This window comes from Brevibacillus nitrificans (assembly GCF_003710965.1).
Lineage (GTDB): Bacteria > Bacillota > Bacilli > Brevibacillales > Brevibacillaceae > Brevibacillus > Brevibacillus centrosporus.
Genome location: NZ_RHHU01000017.1, coordinates 69848 through 90495, shown reverse-complemented (window position 1 = coordinate 90495; position 20648 = coordinate 69848). Strand labels below are relative to the sequence as shown.

The window sequence follows — 20648 nt, the reverse complement described above, 5'->3', positions numbered from 1 at the left end:
CTGGTGACCTTTTGTAGCCAGATCGGTTGCTATTTTTCCAGGGCAGCTTCCACAGCGGCAATCGCGTGAATCTCCGTCGTATCGTACACCGCCACAGAGCAGTCCGTTTGCGCGATCAACAGACCGATTTCCGTGCACCCGAGAATGATGGCCTCTGCGCCTTCTTCGATCAGTTTATCGATGATGCGCAGGTACACTTGCTTGGACTCCTCGCGAATGATGCCTCGGCACAGCTCCTCGTAGATGATCGCATGCACAGCCTCTCTTCCCGCTTCATCGGGGAGCAGTACCTCCAGCCCGTGCTCCTGCTGCAGACGACCGGTATAAAACGCTTGCTCCATCGTAAAGCGTGTGGCGAGCAAGCCGACTCGTTGATACCCGTCCGCTTTGATCTTGCCCGCTGTCGCATCCGCGATGTGAATAAACGGCAAAGAAGAAGCCCCCTGTATCGCATACGCCAGCTTGTGCATCGTATTGGTGCAAAGGACGATCATGTCTGCACCTGCTGCCTCCAGACTGCGAGCGGCATTCGCCATATGCGCGCCAGCTTCCTCCCACTTTCCTGCATGCTGCAGCTCTTCAATCTCGGCAAAGTCGACCGAATACAGGATGCATTTTGCCGAATGCAAGCCTCCCAACCGATCTCGCACCGCTTCGTTCACCTTTTGATAGTACACCTGGGAAGACTCCCAGCTCATGCCGCCGATCAGTCCGATTGTTTTCATCCCTGCTCCCCCTCCATGTTCTCCTTCTTCCTGTATCTTCTCATCGTTCTCTCATTTCTCCTGCCCTGATAGCCCTCGAAATTCCGTCTTTACCCATGCCCTCCCCTTGCTCGTGTCGAGTGAGGTATCAAGCGGAAATCCCCAGCTCTCGGGCTTTTTCGGCTGACAAGATCTCCCCATGTACCAGCTCGGGATCATAGCCGAAATCTTTCGCCATGCTCCGGCAAAACGTGTAGTAGCTCGCTTTTTCCTCCGGTCCCAAGTGAAGGGTGCCTTTGTGCGAACTTGTCACGAGCTCTGCTACCGCACGGCCCAAATCCTCCACATGAACGAATGACTTGTACAGATTTTGAGTGCGTACGACTCCTCTGCCTTCCTGAAGCTCGCTGACCAATGCCTTTGTCCGTTTGTCCCAGATGCCTTGCACATTCTTTCCATAGATGGGCCCAAAACGCAGAATGAGGTGATGATCATGCTGCTCACGTACCAGCTGCTCCCCCATGATTTTGGCCCGGCAGTAGCCTGCCAGCGGATTTCTTTCGTCCAGCAGCTCCCATTCTTCTTCTTCAGTGAACGGGCCTTGCTTATTTCCAAACACGCCATCCGTGGAAAGATAGATCAATTTTGCCTGTTTCGGTATATGGGCGAGCAGTACCCGCATGCCTATATCGATCAGCTCTTGGGCATCCGCGCCGTCATTTCCCCGAAGTGCCCATATGAGGACGTCCGGTGAAGCTGCAGAGACCAGCGCCGCAAAAGCCTCTGCAGCCTTCACATTGACCCGAGTCCATCCCGGCTGGATCATGCCCGAAAAGCAGGTGGCAACGACTTCATGCTCTTGGCTCGCCCTCAGGCAGCTGTCAATTTGCGCCCCCAAATAGCCGCTTCCCCCCAGCAGCAGGATTCTTTGACCTTTCATCGCATCCCTTCCCCTTCCTCTGTCCATTCCCTGTTTATTCCAGTACAATATACCTCAGAGTGCCCACCATGATCTACCAAAAAGAGGAAGGTCCGATAGGGGGATGTTACCATGAGTAAAAAAATCGTGCTGGCTGGCGGCTCCGGCTTTCTGGGAAACGCCTTGGCTGATTTTCTGACTGCAAAGGGATTTGAGGTCGTAATTCTGACTCGAGGGAATTCTCGGGTAGCTGGATCGATCCGCTATCTGCAATGGGATGGCGCGACTAGAGGAGCTTGGTCAGATGAAATCGATGGCAGCTATGCCGTCATCAACTTTACCGGCAAAAGCGTCAACTGCTTGTACACGCCAAAAAACAAAGAGGAAATCATTCGCTCTCGCCTGGATTCCGTGCGAGTCCTGACCGATGCGATCCTAGCAAGCGCCAAGCCTCCCGCTGTCTTTGTGCAAGCCGGCTCTCTCGCTATTTTCGGCGATACGCTGCAGGAATGCGACGAGAATGCCCCGCATGGCACAGGCTTTTCCGTGCAGGTTTGCCAGCGGTGGGAACAGGCGTTTTTTGAGCGCGAGCTGCCGCATACTCGCAAGGTTATGCTGCGGATCGGCTTTGCGCTGGGGAAAAACGGCGGTGCCCTCGAGCCTCTCGCCAAGCTGGCTTCGATGCGGCTCGGCGGCACTGTCGGCAGTGGGAATCAATACATTAGCTGGCTGCATGTAGATGACTTGAACGAAATGTTTTTCTATGCCATGGAAAACGAGCAGGTCAACGGCATTGTCAATGCTACGGGTCCAAAGCCGGTTACCAACCGTGAGTTCATGCAGACGCTTCGCAAGGTATTGAACAAAGGCTGGGCTCCTCCGACTCCTGCTCCCTTCGTCTGGCTCGGCGCTTACCTGGTCATGCGAACGGACCCTAGTCTCGCTTTGACTGGCCGCAACTGTGTCCCGGCAAAACTGCTTGAGAGCGGCTTTTCTTTTGGACATACCGATCTGGAGGCAGCGCTGCGGGATCTGCTCGTACCGGAGAAGGCCCACGCGTAAGCTTGGTTCCGAAAAGCAAAAAGGCAGCGATCGACCTTTCCGTCATTCGCTGCCTTTTCATATTTGTACCCTAGGTCCCGCAATAGGTTTGATAAGGATAGTGCGAGGGCGCAGGCAAAGCCGCGTACTCTTCCTGATCGGCCGTATACGCAAATGGCCTTGCAAGCACGTCCAGAAGTCTTTCCAGCACGCTGAGATCTCCGGCCACTGCCGCGTCCAGCGCTGCCTCTACACGATGGTTGCGCGGGATGACAGTTGGATTGCTCTGACGCATCAGCTGCAGAGATTCCTCCTTGGACTGCGGCTGTCTGTCCCGCCTTGCTTGCCATTGGCCCAGCCATTCGGTAAATTCCGGTGTGCCAAACATCGCCGACTCTTGCGGCTTATCCAGCGTGAGGGCTCGGAACGTATTCGTATAGTCGGCTTTCTCTTTTTCCATCAATTTGAGCAAGCTCTCTACAAGCGACCCGTCCTGCTCCTCTTCCGTAAAGAGCCCCAGCTTCGCCCTCATCCCCTTTAGCCACTCGCCCGTATACAGCTCGGCAAAACCGGCAAGTGCTCCCTCGGCCGTTTTGACTGCCTGCTCCTGATCGTCATGCAGCAGCGGGAGAAGCGTTTCCGCAAATCTCGAGAGGTTCCACACGGCAATATACGGCTGATTCGCATAGGCGTAGCGCCCCTGCTCGTCAATCGAGCTAAAGACGGTGGCGGGATCGAACGTGTCCATGAAGGCGCACGGACCGTAGTCAATGGTTTCTCCACTCAGGGCCATGTTGTCAGTGTTCATCACACCGTGAATGAAGCCGACCAGCTGCCATTTGGCAATCAGTGCAGCCTGCCGCTTGATCACTTCTTTCAGAAGGAACAAATAGCGGTTTTCCCCCTCGTCCGGTTTCGCAAAATGCCTCTCGAGGGTGTAGTCCGCCAAGGCCTGAAGTTCTTCCTGGGTCCCCCATTTGGCGGCATATTGAAACGTGCCGACACGAATATGGCTGGCAGCCACCCGAGTCAAAACGGCACCGGGCAAATACGTTTCGCGAATGATATTCTCGCCCGTGGTCACGACAGCCAGGCTGCGCGTGGTAGGTATCCCAAAAGCGTGCATCGCTTCGCTGATGATGTACTCGCGAAGCATCGGCCCAAGTGCCGCGCGCCCGTCGCCACGCCGGGAATAAGGCGTCCGCCCCGCTCCTTTCAGCTGAATATCGAACCGTTCACCACCCGGTGTCACTTGTTCGCCGAGCAGGACCGCCCTGCCATCCCCCAGCATCGTAAAGTAGCCGAATTGATGCCCGGCATAGGCTTGCGCCAGCGGCAAAGCACCTTCGGGAATCTGGCTGCCTGCAAGTGCTTCCACGCCATCCTCCCTTTTCAGCGCGTCACTATTTAACCCAAGTGAACCAGCCAAAGCTTCATTCAGGACGACCAGCTTGGGCGAGTGAGCAGGGGTTGGCGGTTGCTCGGTAAAGAAGGTTTGAGGCAAACGGGCATAACTGTTGTCGAAGTTCCATCCAGCACTGCGACCTGCTTTTTTCTCTGTCATTGTAACTCCTTTTTCTATGCGTCATTGGGATTGCAGCCTTCTATTCTGCACAGAATTGCCCTTATTATTGTTTACTTTTGCCATTCTATTATAACGTGTTACGTGCACCAGACGCGTGCCCTTTCCGCTTTCAAAGTGTAGGGAATGAAAAAAGCCTCCCTGCATGAGGAAGGCTGATCGCACTTTGCTGAAATCTTGCTCTCTTTTATACCCCGTACCAGTTCAGTCCTTGCTTGCCCAAGTCGACCCAGACGCTCTTCGTATGCGTATACATGTCCATCGCCTGCATCCCCAGCTCGCGACCGAAGCCGCTCTGCTTCGTACCGCCAAACGGTGTGGTGCTGTCGAGCATGGAGTACGTATTGATGTACACCGTCCCTGCGTGCAGGCCACGTGCCATGCGGTGTGCGCGTTTCAAATCGTTGGTCCAAACACCGGAAGCGAGTCCATAAGTCGTTTCGTTAGCCAGACGGAGCGCGTCCTCCTCGTCCTTGAAGCGAATGACTGAGATGACCGGACCAAAAATTTCTTCACGGGCAATGGTCATGTTGTTCGTCACATTTTCAAAGATGGTTGGTGTGAAGAAATAGCCGGTGCCCGCCTGCGGATTGCGTTTGCCGCCCAGCACGAGGTTGGCTCCTTCCTCCAGTCCCTTTTCTACATAGTGCTCGATCCGCTCCAGCTGCGCCATCGATACTTGTGGACCCATTTGCGTGGCAGGATCGAGCGGGTTGCCGACCCGAATGGTTTGCGCCTTTTTGCTAAAAGCATCCAGGAAGCGGTCGTAGACGCTGTCCTGTACGAACAGACGAGAACCCGCCGCGCACACTTGGCCTTGCGCAAAGTAGATTCCGAAGAGGGCGCCATTCACGGCATCGTCCAGCTCTGCGTCGGCGAAGACGATGTTTGGCGATTTGCCTCCAAGCTCAAGCGATACAGGCTTGAGATGCTTGCTTGCCGCCTGCATGATCAGTCTGCCTGTCGAGGTAGAACCCGTAAAGGCGATTTTGTCTACATCCGGATGAGAGGACAGCGCGTCTCCCGCAACGGCGCCGAACCCGGGAACTACGTTGATGACGCCATCCGGGATTCCCGCTTCCTCAAATACCTTTGCCAGCTCCAGCATGCTGATCGGCGTCTGCTCCGCCGGCTTGATGACGATGGTGTTGCCCGCTGCCAGAGCCGGAGCCAGCTTCCACATCGCCAGCATGAGCGGGAAGTTCCACGGCACGATCGCGCCAATGACGCCTAGTGGCTCTCGCAGCGTGTAGTTGAAGCGATTCCCGGGAGAAGCCAGCGTCTCTCCCTGCACTTTGTTGGCGAGTCCCGCGTAGAATTCCAGCACGTCGATGGTTGCGGGCATCGCAATGTACTTCGTTTCGTTGATCGGCAAGCCGTTGTCACTGGACTCTACCTCTGCGAGATAATCGAGCTTCTCCCACATTTTTTGTGCGGCACGGTACAGCAGCCTGCCGCGATCACTTGGCGCCATTTCCGCCCACGGACCGGATACAAATGCCTTCCGCGCTGCTCTGACAGCCAGATCAACGTCCTGCGCCCCCGCTTCAGCCACCACGCCGTTTACTTCTCCCGTCGCCGGATTGAACGAATCGAATGTCTTGCCTGACAAAGCATCTACCCATTTTCCATCAATGAACAATTGGTATGATTGTGCCATCTTACTCTCCCCCGATTCCCATTTGATTGATCTTACATGGCAGCGCTACTTTTTCGCAGGCAAGTCCAAGGTAGGTGTCTGGTCGAAGAAATTCCACGGCTTGAGCATCGCGTGCACCCACTCCGTCGGCATGATCGGCCATTCCTCTGCCCGTGCTACGTGCGTCGTGCCAGTTGTCATCCACACCACATTATCTGTGTTCTCGATGGAGTCGTTGTTTGCGGTAAACTCCTTCAAGCCTGTATCCGTCTTCGCACGGTTCGGGTATTCTCCCTCTGGATAGCGCTCGTCTGGATTGTATTTGGTCACCCAGATTTGTTTGTCCATAAAATTCACGCGGTTGTACAGCCACTCGTCCTTGCTGAACATAGCTCCTTTTGCCACCGGATGTGTTCCTCCAGCGTACGGCATGATCTGATAGGAAACCGGATTTCCGACTTTGTTTTCTTTGGAAGGATTGCTCAGCAGGCGAATCGTGGACGGGTCAAAGGTCTGGATCGCGTCCTGCTCAGTGGTCACGGTCTTTTGCTCGGTGACAATCACGCTCTTGCGCGGCCCACCTGCTGTATTTTCGGCGATCTGCGGATTGACCTCTGTCAACGTATTGTTCTCGCCATCCACATCGAGATCGAGGCGGAAGTTGTAAATGTGCTGGTGAGTCGTTCCGACGATGTTGTGATCGATCAGCGTGCCGTAGCGCGTATCCTCTTTCGCAGTCGGATCGTGCATCGTGGAGGATTTCACGGCCTTCACCGCTTCGATGCCTGTCGCGCCCACATCGATCTTGATCGTTCCGTTCGAAGACAAAATCCAGTCAAAAATGTAGTCGTAGTTGCCTACTGTACTGATCCAGCGAACGACCAGCTCACGGCGCTCGCGGCTCACGTTGTCTTTGCCCATCTCCTGGTGCTTGAATTCCGGTCCGGCGTATTGCTCGAAGATCGCCATGGCATTTGGAATCGTGTACGGGTTTCCGTCGTTGTCCGAAATGGTCGCCTCGAGCAGCTGCGCGTTATCCGGTACGTCCGTGCCCTTTTCCAGCGGAGAGGTCAATACACCCATCCCGTAGTCCCCGGAATCCAGATACGCTTTGAAATACCAGCCCACGTCCGGATCGCCATAAGGAACGATCATGCCGCCCAGCGAGCCCTCGTACATGATTTTGCGCTTGGTGCCATTGTCGTTGTACGTCATCGTCGACAGGACGGGACCTACGCGTGAATCCATCCGGAGGTGGAAGTCCCAGTTCCCCCAATGGATCGTATTTCCGTCAAAGCTGTAGTTTTCCCCTTGCGGCTCGGTGATCGTGAGCGGCTTGACGCTTTGCTTCGCTTGCTGGCTGCGGCCATCGTAAGGGGTCGGCTTCAAAGGCACCGGGATCACGCCTGCGTCTTCGATCTTGATCACTTTCTTTTGCTCCAGGTCCACGATCGCTACCAGATTTTCGATCGGGTGCGCCCAGTAGTTTCCGTCCCCCACATCCAGGTAAGAGACGACCTTCAAAAGACGCAGGTCCTGCTTCAAGCCATCTGCCTCGTTGAAATACCCGACGGTGAGCGGAGTCGCAACCACCTTTTTCACGTCATTGATCCCCCGTTTTTTCAGGGCATCCGCATACTCACTGCTCTCCTCGATTGCGGCTTGGACCGTCTGGAAGTCATCCAAGATGACCATCCCGTGCGCTCCCTCGACTTCCTTCCAGGAGACGAGCTTCTTCGACGCGAGGTTTACCTGTGCCTCGATGACCTTTTTGCCATCCAGCATCACGACATTCGCTTCTCTCTCAAATGCGCTCTTCTGTCCGTATACCCAGTTCCACACCTTGCTTTTTTCCGGCTCCTTCAACGAGATTTGCGTAAAGCGCATGCTCTGTTTGAAGGAATCAGACGCTTTGACAGCGCTTACAACACTGTTAATCTCGTCTGCTGTCAACGGGTTCAAAGGATGCTCCACCTTTTGAACCGAAACCGTCTGATCCAGCTCGGATTGGAACACTTCGTTGAGGAAATGATGCGTTACGTACAACGATCCATTTTTATAGACAACAGGCGCCTCCAGCTGGACAGAACTACCATTTACCAGCACCTGTGACTGGTTTGGCTTCAATGTTACAATGGTGCCACTGCGCTTGACCTGTGCCGTTTGGGTTTTGCTATCCCACGCAACGGTTCCGCCGAATTCCTCCACCATCGGCCGGAGTGGAAGGTATTCGGCCTCTCCGCCATGTGCATTTGCCTTCTGCGCGAATGGCACTGACGGCGACAGTGCAAAGGTCAAAGCCGTTCCTAACGCTGCCGTGGATAGGACGAGTTGTTTCGGCAGCTTCTTTCTTTCGCTTTTCTTTGGATGCATGAAAGATCCCCCCGCTTGTTCGTGTTTACACGCCCATTGTAGGGGCAGGCTGCGACAAATGTATTGTAAATTTCGGAACTATCAGTTTCCTGGCGTTTCTATCATACTATTGGTAGCTATGTATCACGCGTGAACCTGACGATTTTGTAAAGGTGGTTATGGATGAATGAATCGCTTGGAAATCGCCGCCAATCTACCTCCTGTGCAGTACGGGTTTCGTCTGGAAACCAGCAGCTATCAGGAAAAGCTCGTCCCTTATCAAGACCAGACCGTCCTCTATTACCAATACGTCATGGGAACGTCTGTCCATGCCATTCGCGTCGTACCTGATGGCTGCATGGATGTGCTGATCTGCTGTGATCCTCTTCGCCCTCATTCCCTGATGTGCGGGACCATTCTGCAAGGGGAAACGATTCCCTTTCATGCTGGCGCCACCTATTTTGGTGTACGTCTCACGCCCTTGCAAAGCTTGTATCTGTCCCCCACTCCGTTTCGCGATCTGATCGACCGTCAGCCAAATTTGAGTGACGTTATGCATGGCACCGAAAGTCTCTGTGATGACATCGCGGAGCTGGGGCTGTTTGAGGAGCGCATCGCGCATTTCGAGAAATATTTGCTGCCCAAGCTGTTGTCATCCGAGCAGCCTACTGGACTGCTTCCCTATTGCTTGCAGCAAATCTATCAATCAAAAGGGAACGTGACTGTCGATACTCTCGCAGATGACATTGGCCTATCCAGCCGCTACATCCGCAAAAAGTTCGTCGACACACTCGGTCTCTCGCCAAAACAGTACAGCCGCATCACTCGCTTTCAAAATACACTCTCTGCCATGATGAACCGGACGAGCACTTCGGGAACGATCGCCAACGAGCATGGCTACTACGACCAGGCTCATTTCATCAAGGATTTCAAGCATTTTAGCCTGTTCACTCCGATGCAGATCATCATGCTTTTGCAAACTCCCCCACTCTAGTCCCTGCAGACAGCAAAAAGTCCACCTCAGATAAGGTGGACTGCTGATCCTTCCTCTTATGCCGTTTTTCCTGACTGGCTCGAATCCGCATGCGAAAGCTTTTTCTTGTACTTCGCATAGTAGATCAGGGTGAGGAAAGCCAGCCAAGGAACTCCGATAATCCAGGAGACGTTCCAGAACTCTGTATCCAAGCCCATGGTAATCAAGATCGCGGCGATCAGTGCGATCCCGATGATCTGCAGGACCGGAAACAACGGTGCACGGACAGGAAGCTTCTCTCCTCCATTTTGCTCCCATTGCTTGCGGAACTTTAAATGCGACAAAAGCGTCAACAGCCAAACGTACAAGGCACCGAACAAGGCAATTCCAAACAGGTAGTTATACGCCAACGGACTGATTTTGGAAATGAGCGCTGCGAGCGCTACACCGATGCTCGACAGCAGCAGGGCGTTGACCGGAGTGCCGTCCTTGTTCAGCTTGCCAAAAGACTCTGGTGCGTAGTTGCTGCGCGACAAGGAAAAGATCATCCGCGAAGTCATGTACAAATTGGTATTCATGCTGGACAAGGCTGCTGTCAGGACGACGAAGTTCATGATACCTGCTGCAGCGGAAATCCCGACGTGATCAAAAACGAGAACAAACGGGCTTTGGGCGATTTCCTTTGCACCGGCATTGATCCAAGGAACGACAGCGATCATGATTCCCATCGCGAGGAAGTAAAAGATGATCAAACGGACCACCATCGTACGCATCGCCCGTGGAACAGCCGAACGCGGGTCCTTGGCCTCCCCAGCCGTCACGGCGATGACTTCTACCCCGACAAAGCTGAAGATAGCCATCAGCACCGCCATCCATACGCCGCCAAAGCCGTGCGGCAAAAATCCGTCATGCTTGGTAAAGTTCTCAAAGCCGACTGCTGGTGTCCCGATCCCCAGCACGACTGCAATACCGAAAATGATGAAAGCAATAATAGCTACTACCTTGATCATGGCGAACCAGTACTCAATGCTGCCGAAATTCTCAACCGAACGAGAATTGACGTAGAGCAAAGCCGCACCAAATCCGAGGGTCCAGACCCATACCGGAATGTCAGGAAACCAGTACGTCATGTAGATACCGACCGCGACCGCTTCTCCACCTACCGCAATGACCTGCGCGGCCCAGTACGTCCAGCGAGAGGTAAAGCCAGCCCAGCCGCCCAAATACTTTTCTGCATAGACTCCGAAGGATCCCGCAGTCGGATGGGCGACAGCCATTTCCGAGAGAGAGAACATCATGATCACGGCGATAAATGCTGCAATGACATAGCTGAGGATGACTCCCGGGCCTGCGTAGCTGATTGCGATGGCACTCCCCATAAACAGCCCGGTTCCAATCGCTCCCCCAAGCCCGATCATCGTCAGCTGACTTTTGGTTAATCCTCGATGTAGACCTGATTCACGTTCGAGAAAGTTGTCCTTATCCTTCATACAGTTGCCCCCCGTCATGACTTTCGATTTGAAATATTGCGAATCAACCTGTCGTACCTGCCTCGGCCTGCTGTTCACCACGGTTCCGCTGCCCCCATACCAAGAACACATCGACCGCTTTTCCTGCGACAACGAGCGAGAGAAGCGTAAAAATCGAGTGAAGCATATCCGACACCAGCCAGGAAGCGATGACGATCAGGGCGTTCATGCCGATCATCATTTTGCCAATCGTAGCGGCTGGCCAAATCTTGTTCAGAACCACGCACGCGATATCGACACCGCCTGTCGTTCCACCGGCACGTAGGACCAATGCAATCCCCGCCCCACTGACGATTCCCCCGAGCAGCACTCCTGCCAGCGGCTGGTGCCAACCGGGAAGGAAAGAAAATACCCCTAAGAACAGCGACAAGCTCACCATGCCCACCAAGCTATTGACGACAAATCTGCGCCCGACGAATCGGTAGCCAAGCAGAAAAAGCGGTACATTTAGCAAGAAGTAAATCAGTCCGAGGGAGATCGGGAGAAAGTAGCCGAGCAAAACAGCTACTCCCCCCAGGCCTGGAGCTGTGATTTCATTGGGCTGCATGAATAGGTAGTACGCGAGCGCCACCAATGCCGTACCCGCCAAAATCATGCTCCATTCCTTCCCGAGCGATTTTACGAGGGACCCGTTGTTCATTGATTCCCAAGAGCAGCCAACGCGTCGATCGCTGCCTTTACTTCTTGCTCTGTGTTGTAGAAGTGCGGAGCGATCCGAATCACATCGTTGCGAGCCGAGACCAGGATTCCTTTTTCTTTGAGAATGGCTTCCGCTTTGGCGGCTTGCGGGATGTAGATGGCCGTATTGGCTGCCTTTTGGCTCAAATCGAGAGGGCTCATCACCCGCAGCCCTTTTTCCTGCGCGTAGGCAATCGCCGTACGGGACAGGCTTTGCAGATAAGCTTCAATCCGGTCTACCCCGATTTCGTTTAGCATCCCGATGCTTGCCGCCGCCGCGTAGCCATTGATCATCGGGGGTGTCCCCGTCTCAAAGCGGCGTGCTGCCTGGGCAAAATCCAGATGCTTGATGTCAAATGCAAACGGGCTGACGCGCCCGAACCAGCCCGTTACGACTGGCGTAAGCTTTTCCGCTACCTCTTTGCGGACATACAGGAAAGCAATCCCCGGGATCCCCAGCATGTACTTTTGGACGCCCGCTGCCAGAAAATCAATGTCCATTGCTTTTACGTCAATCTTCACGCTTCCCGCAGACTGATAGGCGTCTACGAATAGATACGAGCCTTTTTCATGGACGATCTGGGCGATTTGTTGTACATCCTGCTTGAAGCCGTTGTAATACGATACGTGGGGAATCGACGTAATCAGGGTCTGTTCATTCACCGACTCGCTGTAGTACGCTAGCGGTATAACAGAATCTGCCGATGGAATAAACTGCACCTGTGCGCCTCGTTTCTGCTGGGCCAGCCACACATGACCAATGCTGGGAAAATCCATTTCGGTCGTGACGATCTGATTGCGTTCCCCCGAGAAGTCCAGGGCAGTAGCAACCGAAGAGGCACAGTCCGAAACAGAGGACAGCACCGCGATCTCTTCCGGAGAAGCGTTGATCAGACGGGCGAATTGTCCTTTGGCTTCCTCCACCTTATCCATCCACAGATTCCAGTCCATCCCGGTGTAGCGCAAAGTGTCCATATAAGCGGCGATCGCTTCCTGCACTTGCATGCTCAAAGCGCTTTGCGAGCAGCTGGACAGCTGAATTTTTTCGTTTACAATCGGAAAATAGCCTCTCTCACGGGCAAATGGAAACGTCATAACAATCCCTCTTTCTACTGTTCAATGATTGTGGAGTGATACAGATCATGATTTCGTTCTTCGATGACAAAACCTCGCCCTGGATGGAGAATCTCCCCTACGACTGGCATGAGGTCTATTCCCTCGGGCAAACCATCCCGTACCAAAAGCACGAATCCATTTTTCATCAGGATCAAGCGGCGAAGCATGTCTACGTTGTCCTGCAGGGGCGTATCCGCCTCTTCCTGACTACCCCTTCCGGCGAAGAAAAGGCGATCGCCATCATTGGAAAAGGCGGACTGCTTGGCGAATGCGGGCTGTTTGACCATCCCACCTACAACAACGGAGCAATCACGGCGAGCAAAGCAACCTTGCTGAAGATTCCAGTGGAGCGCTTCAAGGAAGCGTTTTCAACAAATCTTACACTCGCTCATCAGGTCCTGCGTTTTCTCGATGGCAAGAACCGGATTCTCGCTTCTCACACCATGCAGCTCAGTTTTTACTCGGCTGCCCAGCGTATCTGCTTCACCCTGCTTCAGCTGGGCAGTACTTACGGCAAAGGAATCGAGGGGAAACGAATCATTACGGTCCGTTTCACCCATCAGGAGCTGGCCAATGTCGTCGGTACCTCTCGTGTCACCGTCGCAGGAACGATGAAGGAGCTGGAGAGAAGGCACATCCTCTCCAAGGATGGCGGCTTGTACGTCATTGAGGATGAAGAGATGCTGTACCGCTCCGTCTTGGACGGCCTATCCATGTAATACCTTCACGATACAGGAAGAGCTCGACCGGAATCAGTAAAGCACTTTACACTTTTTCGCATTTCGCGCCAAATTTCTGACCATGAGGATTTTGGGAAAAGAAGGCTTGCTGAATGAAGCTTTGGGTGCTTTGGGTGCTTTTGATCCTTGTGATCGGTGGGCTCTTGCTGTTTGGGGGCGCTTACGAGTTTTTTTCGCGGAGAAAACGAAAGGTACCGCTGACTCCTGATACGTACGACCAAACTTACGCGGAGCAGCTGCTTTTAGGACACGCGGGATTCCATAAACAGGACGGACAGTTAAGCATGCCTGTCGACAAAAAAACAGAGCCAGCTCCCATGAGGACTTGGCTCTGTTTCCCTTATCTTTTCTTTTTTTCTTTGCTTTGCTATTGAGGACCACGACTACTTGCCGATTGCCATTTAGTGGGAATTTAATAACCATGCGTTTATTTCCTTTTTGACCCTTTTTCTCGGACTTATCCTAGAGCCAATGCATGTAGCGGACAAATTGTGTGGGACCGTGTGAAGCCTCGGCAAAAATATGCCAACGCCACGCTGCAGCCCCGTTCAATCGAGTTTTCGTCGTCCTCAAAAAGATTTGTGATGTGCGCGTATATAAAAACGAGAATGGACCATAATAAAGTCATCGAGCTCGGTGGTGTGTTATTCAAACAGGCTTTAGTCTTCTAGGAGGCGATGTGCCATGGATGATTTACACGATCACCCAGCGAGTAAGGGAAAACCGTTCACTGCAATAGACTTCTAGCTTCATAACGGAGGTAGATGCGTCGCACGTGATTATCGGTAACACCCTAAAACCTAACGAGCTCGATGAATACCGTCACCTTTATGGTGGCGGTTATTTCTATTTACAGGCATTTGTCGCGATTGGTTTTCTTCCTCCTTGACAACCGGCACTCCCTCCTGCATAATTCCTTTACTTTTGCCTTCTTCAAAATTCGATTTACCAAATAGTTAATCAAAATGACTTACCCACAAAAAGAAAGGAGGGTATCTTGTGCACGATTTACCACTCTGGCTCCAGAAGCACCTCTCGATCGCATACGTACCAGGACACGAATTTTTTCTGAGCCTGCATGTACTCCAAAACCCAGAACACCATGTCACCCGGTTAGGCTGGGCACAGAAAACGTTGGCTGATCTCCCTCGTCCTCTCACGGAAGAGCTCCATTCCTTCGCTGCCATGTCCTCGGGATTTCTCGACATCATGGATGTCCTGGTTCCGTGGGAAGAGAGGTACCAGCACTCCGTTGAGGCAGGTCTGGAACGGATCCAGGCAATGGACGCCAGTGAGTTTGCCGAAGCGATGATCGGTCCTGTCTATCATCCGCAGCAAATCAAGCAATGGCTGCAAGGCCGATCCGATGATGTGTTTGAACAGCTCAAGCCACAACATCGGGAGCTTTTACGCCATCCGTTGTCCACCAAACGGGCATTTCTGGAATTTTGCTACAACTACCTCCCTTATTTCCAGGCGGAGGAACGGCGAATCGAGCCCTGGCTTGTCCGCGCCGTACATGAAGCCCAAGAGAAGATCTCTACCGATCCAATACGCTTCTTGTCACAGGTGCATCCTCGTTTGCATGTCCATGAAGATGCCATTCATTTTCACAAGGCCAAAACCTATTCCTTTGCTTATCAGCAGCTCGCGCATATTCATCTGCGTGTCTCTACTTATGTCTCGCCTCATCTTTTGCTTGGCATCTACGGCGATCATATTAGCGTCGGGTTCCCTGTCGATGTCCCAGGAACCGCAGCCAAATCAGTTATTCCCGCCGATTTTACTGCGAAGATGAAAGTATTCGGCGACCCCACCCGAACTGCGATCCTCAAGTCTCTGCTCGACCATCCGTACTGTACGCAGCAGCTGGCAGATCTGCACGGGATTAGTGAGCCAGCTGTAACCAAGCACCTGAAGCTTTTGGTCGAGGCCGGATTCGTCTGGAGCGAGCGCCGGGGACGCTATGTGTTTTACCGCGGGATAACAGCCCGTTTGGAGCAGCTGGCAGTCGATCTGCACGAGTTTATTGATATGCCTGTCCCAGGAATTGATCTATCCGATTGGAGGAAATAGCATGCTTCAAGTAGCGAAAGCAACCTTTATCCGCAATACGCTGGTGATGCTGCGCGCCTACCCGTGGTCCTTTGTCCTCGGTCACATTTTATCTGGCGTCTACACAGTCCTGTTTGCCTTTTTTGCCTATCACTATGTGTTTGCAGGGCAGCTGGATGATCGCTTCGCCCAGCTATCCGGTTCATCCGACTATCTTTCCTATGCCATTTTGGGAGGTGCCTTCTACGCCTTCGCTGTCTCAACCTTGATGAACGTCAGCCGTTCGCTGATAACCGAGCTGCGCGAAGGGACGCTAGAAGCGGTCCTCCTCACTCCCTCCCCTCGTCGCGGGTACTTTTTGGGCAATGTCTGTCAGCAGGTCATGCGCACCGTGTTTGAATTTTCGGTCATCCTCGTCGTCGGTGCCCTATTTGGCCTGACACTGGCGAATACCAACATATGGAGCGCCGTACTGGTCTGGGTCCTGTCTACAGTCGCCTTTTTTTGTCAGGCGCTGGTGCTCGGCGGCCTGATGCTTCGTTTTCGCGATACGTATATTACACAAAATACACTGTTTGTCATCATGGCATTCGTCTGTGGCGTGAGCTTTCCCATTCCTTATCTGCCGGAATGGCTCCAGCCGCTGGGGCAAATCATGCCGCTCGCTCCCGCCCTCGATGCGTTCCGTCAGTGCGTGATTTTAGGGAAGCCACTGCTCGCCGTTTCGCCCCAGCTCTTTCATATGGCGGGACTGTCTGTCGTCTATCTATTAATCGGGACATGGGGCATGCGCAAAATGGAAAAGCGCATAGTAGAATCTATTTTTGGCTAAAAGGAGGCCAGCATCATGCTGATCGTGGAGAACGTACGTAAAGTCTATCGGGTCAAGGAGAAAAAAGGATGGTTTTCGCAAAAATGGACAGAGGTGGAGGCCGTCTCTGATCTTTCCTTTCGCATGGAGCCAGGAAAAATCATCGGACTACTAGGCATAAACGGTGCGGGGAAAACAACGACAATCAAGATGTGCTCTACCCTGCTGACCCCAACGAGCGGGTCGATCACAGTAGACGGCTACGACGCTGTGCGAGAAGACCGATTCGTGAAGTCAAAAGTAAACATGATTGCCGGGGGTGAGCGGATGCTGTACTGGCGCCTGACCGGGCGGGAAAATTTGCAGTATTTTGGCAGTCTCTACGGTCTTCGTGGCCAAAGCTTGCAGACCCGAATCGACACCCTGCTCCTCCAGGTCGGACTCATGGAGGCCGCCGATACCCCTGTCGAGCGCTATTCCAAAGGCATGAAGCAGCGTCTGCAAATCGCACGCGGTCTGATCAATGACCCACGCTATTTGTTTCTCGATGAGCCTACCCTCGGACTAGATGCTCCGATTGCCCGACAGCTGCGCAAGCACGTAAAAGAGCTGGCTTCGGAGCAAGGAAAAGCCATTCTATTAACCAGCCACTATATTCACGAGGTCGAGGAGCTTTGCGATGAGGTGTACATCATTGATAAAGGAAGGCTAGTCGCACACGACACTCCGACGAATCTGATCCAATCGCTGAATCTGGAAACAGCCCTGCATGTCACCATTCCTACGCTCTCTGACGCACTCGATCACGATTTGCGCCAGCTTGCCATGCGTTATGGAGGACAGCGCCAAATCGCAGAAACGGACGAACAGACATGGGAGATCACGCTGCGCGGGGACAACGACATGACTACACCGCTGCTTTCCCTTTTGGCTGCTCACAGCTCTCCTGTACTGCAACTGCACACCGAACAGCCATCGCTGGAGGATGTCATCCTGCACATGGCAGATCGGAGGGGAGCATGAGACAGCTGTCTAGCTACCTGTGGGCCGAAATCATAAAAGAACACCGCCATTCTTTCCACAGCAAGATGATCTATTTCAGTCTGCTTGTTTGGCCTGCCATCATGTTTGTGACGGCTTATTATTCCTTTGCCCCTTTTCGTTTGGGACCTGATTCACCACTTGCCCGGTTCGTTGCCCCTGATCAGCTGCCTCTGTTTTTACTAACGGGCTACCTCGGATATATTTTTTACTGGTGTCTGGTCCAGTCCGCATGGCAAATGAGCTTTGAACGGCAAGCAGGCACGATGGAAATGATTTTTATCAGTCCGGTCAATCGGCTTGCTTTTTTATATGGACGCTCGCTTTCCTCGCTTGTAGAGGGGGTCTGGCTATTCTTCTGCTTCGTCCTGCTGGCGCTCCTCTTCGTCGGCGGTCTTCATCCAAGCGGCTTGTGGGCACCTCTGCTAGCCTTTGTCATCCTTCTCGTGTCGGCCGTTATCTGGGGTGGCTTTCTCTCGGTCCTATTCTTGTTTTCCCGTGACGCGAGCTTTCTTTATACCGTGCTGGATGAACCGATGCTGATTTTTTCCGGGGTTCGCCTGCCACCGATGGCATTTCCATTCTGGGCGAAAGTGATTTCCTTCTGCTTCCCTCTGACTTACGCGCTACAGCTTATTCGAGGCCTATTAATGAAGGGGGAAACACTGCTGGTACTTGCTCCGAAAATCGGTTACTTGGCTGTCGTCTTACTGGTGCTCGTCAGCGCTACGGTCCTTTTGCTAAAACAAGCCGAAAAGCATATGAAGGAAACGGGCAATATGGTGATGTACTAGAAGGCAACTGGAAGGGCTCACGAAAAAAGCAGCGCGATGGCGAGCTATTCCTTTGAGGGGATCGACCAGTCCAGCGTCATCCCCCTTGGAATCCTTCAACGATTGTTCGAGCGCGATGCGAATCGCACGGGTAAGGACGGCAACATCGGATTGAAGCTGCCTTTGCTTTTCCAGCAGCTCGGTTTACGGGAGGTACAGTGCCGGCAAAGTGACAAGATGAACGTATCCAATCCTGTCCTTGCCCCTGAAGAAGCAGCCAAGCTCTGCGAAGCGCTGGCTTTCTCCGCTCCTGGCGAGGCAGAAACTTTTATTAACTGTCTGCAGCAGCGCGGATTAAGCCGCGAGGAGGCTGCCCAACAGTACGAGGCCGAAAAGCTCCTGTCCGAGAGCTTTACGAAATCCGTCCCGTTGGTCTATGCGGCCTGTATGAAAATTACGTTTGGAACGGTTTAAAACATTGCGCCAAAAATGGACCTACGCTTTCAGGTTCGACTCCTGCAGCTGATTTTGCGGGGCATTGCGATCCATCATGTGCTTCCCGACGAAGATCGCTGCAACCATGAGATACGCGTAAACAAACTGCATGGAAGACGCCTGCGCAAAACCGACTGTCGGCGCGTGAATGATTCCAAACAGAGACAGTACGGAGCCGGTCGCACCTGCGATGGCTGCTCGCAGCGGCTTATTGGTGATGGCAAAGATCGCAATGCACCCCCAAACCATACTGCTGAGAGGTGCCCCATTTCCTAAATGGACCAGACCGTTGTAATAGACGCCTTTGTTGGCGAGGACAGCTGCCCCAACCTTCGCACCAGTCGTTCCCGCTGCTGACAAGACGTTGTTCGTGAGCGTCAATGCCCAGTTCGCGATCCACGGGAACATACATATGAAGATCACGGGTACCTCTAGCTTCGGTGTCTCCCGGACGACCTGATTGGCAGTCACGATCCCGATGTAAACCAGAATCGGTACGATGGCTGCGACAGGAATGACCGCCAGCAAAAACGCCCCGAGTCCGAAGAGTGAGATGATAAACATGGACAAACCCGTTGCCACTGTGTAGCCGATACCTGCCCCCAGTGACTTCCAGCCCGCGTGTCCCACATACACCGTTACCGGATACGGATTGCCGCAGAAGCATCCGATGATGGAGGAGATGCCGTTCGCCAGCATGACTTTTCGCGTATTGTATTCGTCGCCTGCCGCGTGGGCACTCTCGATGTTTTCCAGGTCAAAGATGTAATTGGCGAGTCCGAGTGGTACTGCTGAGGCTAAATAAGGCAAAGCATGAGGAATTCCTTGGATCAGGCTGTCGATGTGAACCGTAGGAGGATTGAAGCCAAACGACTGCATGGAGGCTGCAATCGCTGCCGGATCCTGCAAGCCGAAAATCCACGCCAGCGCAGTTCCGGTCGCAAGCAGCAGAAAGCCTGTCGGGATCTTGGCAAACAATGGCGATTTCCCGAACCAGTTGAGGAAAATGATGATGAGAACAGCAAAGGCTACGAGCGGTGTCTCAAAGGATTGCAGCATCGGGTTCATCGCGAGAAGCAAAAGGCCCAGACCCGACAAGCAAGAAAGCAATACCGTACGTGGGATCATGCGGCGAATCGTATCCCCGAGGAACGATCCGACGACGAGAATCATCGCTTCAAAAAAGCACCAGACGAGCGCGATTTGAAAAGCAAACTCAGCGTTTTTCGTACTCAAGTAAACGGGTAAGATAACCAGAAATGTAACGGTAAAAATCGAGGGTGCACTCGGACCGGAAGGCAGTGCCGTTACATCTTTTCGCCCTGTCTTCTTCGCCAAGTAGTAGCCAAACACGAAATAGCAAATACTGGCCAGGCAAATCCCCAGACCAAATGCCGGAACCACGCGGCCATACACAATGTCTTCCGGAAAGCCTACCACGAACAGCAGCAGCGCAATCATCGTCAGAAGGTTGGTCAGGTTGTTCGCCAATAGTCCAAAATACGCTGCCCAGTCGCCCTTTTTCCACAGAAACCCTTTCATCATTTGATCCATTTCCGCTCAGCTCCTACGTAATGAAAGATGGATGAAGACATCAATGCTTCGAGCATGTTAAAATCCGATGAGAATGAATGAGAGCCGATCATGGAGTTGATAGGGAAATCACGCTGTCTGAAGTCTCATGAATGGCAGGAGAAGGGCAGTGCCCCAAAGGACATGACACTGCCTCCCCTCTCCTCTCGCCGCTTACACGTTTGCTTTGTTGTGGAAATGCGTGAACAGGTGATCGCAGTCCTCACGCTTCTCTACCTTGATCATGTTCAGCGCACTCATGTCTTTGCCCGACAAATAGTCGCGCAGATGCTTGTCGGAAAAACCGTGCTCATGCGCGTCGTCGTTCGTAGAGCAGTAGTACACTTCCTTGATGCCTGCCCACATGATGGCACCTACGCACATCGGGCATGGTTCGCACGTTGCGTAGATGACGCACCCTTCCAGGTTCATGGTCCCCAGCTTTTTGCATGCTTCACGGATTGCTACCATTTCAGCGTGCTGGGTCGGGTCGTTATCCGCGATCATCCGGTTGCTGCACACAACGATGATCTCGTCGCCTCTCACTACCGCCGCCCCGAAAGGACCTCCGATGTTGTTGTCCATCCCTTCGATGGTTTTCTCTACTGCTAGCTTCATGTAATCCATC

The 20648-nt window shown here is 53.2% G+C and carries 18 protein-coding genes; 8 read left to right on the top strand and 10 right to left on the bottom strand.

The genetic code is table 11. From position 1 onward, the window contains the following. Positions 1–29 precede the first annotated feature (29 nt). Complete coding sequence (locus tag EDM59_RS23680) at positions 30–725, bottom strand: aspartate/glutamate racemase family protein (protein WP_122925875.1); 696 nt, start codon at positions 723–725, stop codon at positions 30–32. Positions 726–852: 127 nt separating this feature from the next. Next, a complete protein-coding gene (locus EDM59_RS23675; protein WP_183193021.1) occupies positions 853–1644 on the bottom strand; it encodes a sugar nucleotide-binding protein in 792 nt (263 codons plus the stop codon). 111 nt (positions 1645–1755) lie between these two features. Between EDM59_RS23675 and EDM59_RS23670 the strand changes: the two genes are divergently transcribed. Then, positions 1756–2685, top strand: coding sequence for a TIGR01777 family oxidoreductase (locus EDM59_RS23670; protein ID WP_122925873.1), 930 nt, complete (start codon positions 1756–1758; stop codon positions 2683–2685). A 70-nt stretch (positions 2686–2755) separates the two neighbouring features. Here EDM59_RS23670 and EDM59_RS23665 read toward each other — a convergent pair whose 3' ends face one another. From EDM59_RS23665 to tynA, 3 genes are all read right to left on the bottom strand, one after another. Continuing rightward, a complete protein-coding gene (locus tag EDM59_RS23665) occupies positions 2756–4228 on the bottom strand; it encodes a protein adenylyltransferase SelO (protein ID WP_122925872.1) in 1473 nt (490 codons plus the stop codon). 205 nt (positions 4229–4433) lie between these two features. Next, complete coding sequence (locus EDM59_RS23660) at positions 4434–5906, bottom strand: aldehyde dehydrogenase family protein (RefSeq protein WP_122925871.1); 1473 nt, start codon at positions 5904–5906, stop codon at positions 4434–4436. A 45-nt stretch (positions 5907–5951) separates the two neighbouring features. Further along, a complete protein-coding gene (gene tynA, locus EDM59_RS23655; RefSeq protein ID WP_122925870.1) occupies positions 5952–8258 on the bottom strand; it encodes a primary-amine oxidase in 2307 nt (768 codons plus the stop codon). A gap of 166 nt (positions 8259–8424) precedes the next feature. Between tynA and EDM59_RS23650 the strand changes: the two genes are divergently transcribed. Next, on the top strand, positions 8425–9231 hold the full coding sequence (locus EDM59_RS23650; RefSeq protein WP_122925869.1) for a helix-turn-helix domain-containing protein: 807 nt from the start codon (positions 8425–8427) through the stop codon (positions 9229–9231). A gap of 56 nt (positions 9232–9287) precedes the next feature. Here EDM59_RS23650 and EDM59_RS23645 read toward each other — a convergent pair whose 3' ends face one another. From EDM59_RS23645 to EDM59_RS23635, 3 genes are read right to left on the bottom strand one after another with little or no spacing between them, the layout of a single operon-like run. Continuing rightward, a complete protein-coding gene (locus EDM59_RS23645) occupies positions 9288–10700 on the bottom strand; it encodes an amino acid permease (protein ID WP_122925868.1) in 1413 nt (470 codons plus the stop codon). A 43-nt stretch (positions 10701–10743) separates the two neighbouring features. Further along, a complete protein-coding gene (locus tag EDM59_RS23640; RefSeq protein ID WP_183193020.1) occupies positions 10744–11334 on the bottom strand; it encodes a YitT family protein in 591 nt (196 codons plus the stop codon). 41 nt (positions 11335–11375) lie between these two features. Then, a complete protein-coding gene (locus EDM59_RS23635; RefSeq protein ID WP_122925866.1) occupies positions 11376–12512 on the bottom strand; it encodes an aminotransferase class V-fold PLP-dependent enzyme in 1137 nt (378 codons plus the stop codon). Positions 12513–12559: 47 nt separating this feature from the next. Between EDM59_RS23635 and EDM59_RS23630 the strand changes: the two genes are divergently transcribed. The 6 genes from EDM59_RS23630 (at position 12560) to EDM59_RS23600 (ending at position 18427) form a co-directional block, all read left to right on the top strand. Next, a complete protein-coding gene (locus tag EDM59_RS23630; RefSeq protein ID WP_122925865.1) occupies positions 12560–13252 on the top strand; it encodes a Crp/Fnr family transcriptional regulator in 693 nt (230 codons plus the stop codon). 1020 nt (positions 13253–14272) lie between these two features. Further along, positions 14273–15349 (top strand): ArsR/SmtB family transcription factor, encoded by a 1077-nt coding sequence (locus tag EDM59_RS23620; protein ID WP_122925863.1) that lies wholly within the window; start codon positions 14273–14275, stop codon positions 15347–15349. Position 15350: 1 nt separating this feature from the next. Continuing rightward, positions 15351–16160 (top strand): ABC transporter permease, encoded by an 810-nt coding sequence (locus EDM59_RS23615; protein WP_122925862.1) that lies wholly within the window; start codon positions 15351–15353, stop codon positions 16158–16160. A 15-nt stretch (positions 16161–16175) separates the two neighbouring features. After that, positions 16176–17162 (top strand): ABC transporter ATP-binding protein, encoded by a 987-nt coding sequence (locus EDM59_RS23610; protein WP_122925861.1) that lies wholly within the window; start codon positions 16176–16178, stop codon positions 17160–17162. After that, positions 17159–17974, top strand: a complete 816-nt coding sequence (locus EDM59_RS23605) for an ABC transporter permease (protein WP_122925860.1) — start codon at positions 17159–17161, stop codon at positions 17972–17974. Before EDM59_RS23610 ends, EDM59_RS23605 begins: the two co-directional genes overlap by 4 nt. 36 nt (positions 17975–18010) lie before the next feature. Beyond that, a complete protein-coding gene (locus tag EDM59_RS23600) occupies positions 18011–18427 on the top strand; it encodes a hypothetical protein (RefSeq protein ID WP_122925859.1) in 417 nt (138 codons plus the stop codon). 21 nt (positions 18428–18448) lie between these two features. Here the strand turns inward: EDM59_RS23600 and EDM59_RS31480 are convergent, their stop codons facing one another. Then, positions 18449–20002 (bottom strand): SulP family inorganic anion transporter, encoded by a 1554-nt coding sequence (locus tag EDM59_RS31480; RefSeq protein WP_183193019.1) that lies wholly within the window; start codon positions 20000–20002, stop codon positions 18449–18451. A 192-nt stretch (positions 20003–20194) separates the two neighbouring features. Next, positions 20195–20647, bottom strand: coding sequence for a nucleoside deaminase (locus tag EDM59_RS23590; RefSeq protein ID WP_122925858.1), 453 nt, complete (start codon positions 20645–20647; stop codon positions 20195–20197). Position 20648: the final 1 nt, after the last annotated feature.

Bases quoted from the DNA above. Each gene is read 5' to 3' on its own strand.
- EDM59_RS23635 (WP_122925866.1), bottom strand. From the start codon at position 12,512: ATGACGTTTCCATTTGCCCGTGAGAGAGGCTATTTTCCGATTGTAAAC.
- EDM59_RS23645 (WP_122925868.1), bottom strand. From the start codon at position 10,700: ATGAAGGATAAGGACAACTTTCTCGAACGTGAATCAGGTCTACATCGA.
- EDM59_RS23590 (WP_122925858.1), bottom strand. From the start codon at position 20,647: ATGGATTACATGAAGCTAGCAGTAGAGAAAACCATCGAAGGGATGGAC.
- EDM59_RS23675 (WP_183193021.1), bottom strand. From the start codon at position 1,644: ATGAAAGGTCAAAGAATCCTGCTGCTGGGGGGAAGCGGCTATTTGGGG.
- tynA (WP_122925870.1), bottom strand. From the start codon at position 8,258: ATGCATCCAAAGAAAAGCGAAAGAAAGAAGCTGCCGAAACAACTCGTC.
- EDM59_RS23650 (WP_122925869.1), top strand. From the start codon at position 8,425: ATGAATCGCTTGGAAATCGCCGCCAATCTACCTCCTGTGCAGTACGGG.
- EDM59_RS23600 (WP_122925859.1), top strand. From the start codon at position 18,011: ATGGCGAGCTATTCCTTTGAGGGGATCGACCAGTCCAGCGTCATCCCC.
- EDM59_RS23670 (WP_122925873.1), top strand. From the start codon at position 1,756: ATGAGTAAAAAAATCGTGCTGGCTGGCGGCTCCGGCTTTCTGGGAAAC.
- EDM59_RS23640 (WP_183193020.1), bottom strand. From the start codon at position 11,334: ATGATTTTGGCGGGTACGGCATTGGTGGCGCTCGCGTACTACCTATTC.
- EDM59_RS23680 (WP_122925875.1), bottom strand. From the start codon at position 725: ATGAAAACAATCGGACTGATCGGCGGCATGAGCTGGGAGTCTTCCCAG.
- EDM59_RS31480 (WP_183193019.1), bottom strand. From the start codon at position 20,002: ATGGATCAAATGATGAAAGGGTTTCTGTGGAAAAAGGGCGACTGGGCA.
- EDM59_RS23615 (WP_122925862.1), top strand. From the start codon at position 15,351: ATGCTTCAAGTAGCGAAAGCAACCTTTATCCGCAATACGCTGGTGATG.
- EDM59_RS23605 (WP_122925860.1), top strand. From the start codon at position 17,159: ATGAGACAGCTGTCTAGCTACCTGTGGGCCGAAATCATAAAAGAACAC.
- EDM59_RS23610 (WP_122925861.1), top strand. From the start codon at position 16,176: ATGCTGATCGTGGAGAACGTACGTAAAGTCTATCGGGTCAAGGAGAAA.
- EDM59_RS23630 (WP_122925865.1), top strand. From the start codon at position 12,560: ATGATTTCGTTCTTCGATGACAAAACCTCGCCCTGGATGGAGAATCTC.
- EDM59_RS23660 (WP_122925871.1), bottom strand. From the start codon at position 5,906: ATGGCACAATCATACCAATTGTTCATTGATGGAAAATGGGTAGATGCT.
- EDM59_RS23665 (WP_122925872.1), bottom strand. From the start codon at position 4,228: ATGACAGAGAAAAAAGCAGGTCGCAGTGCTGGATGGAACTTCGACAAC.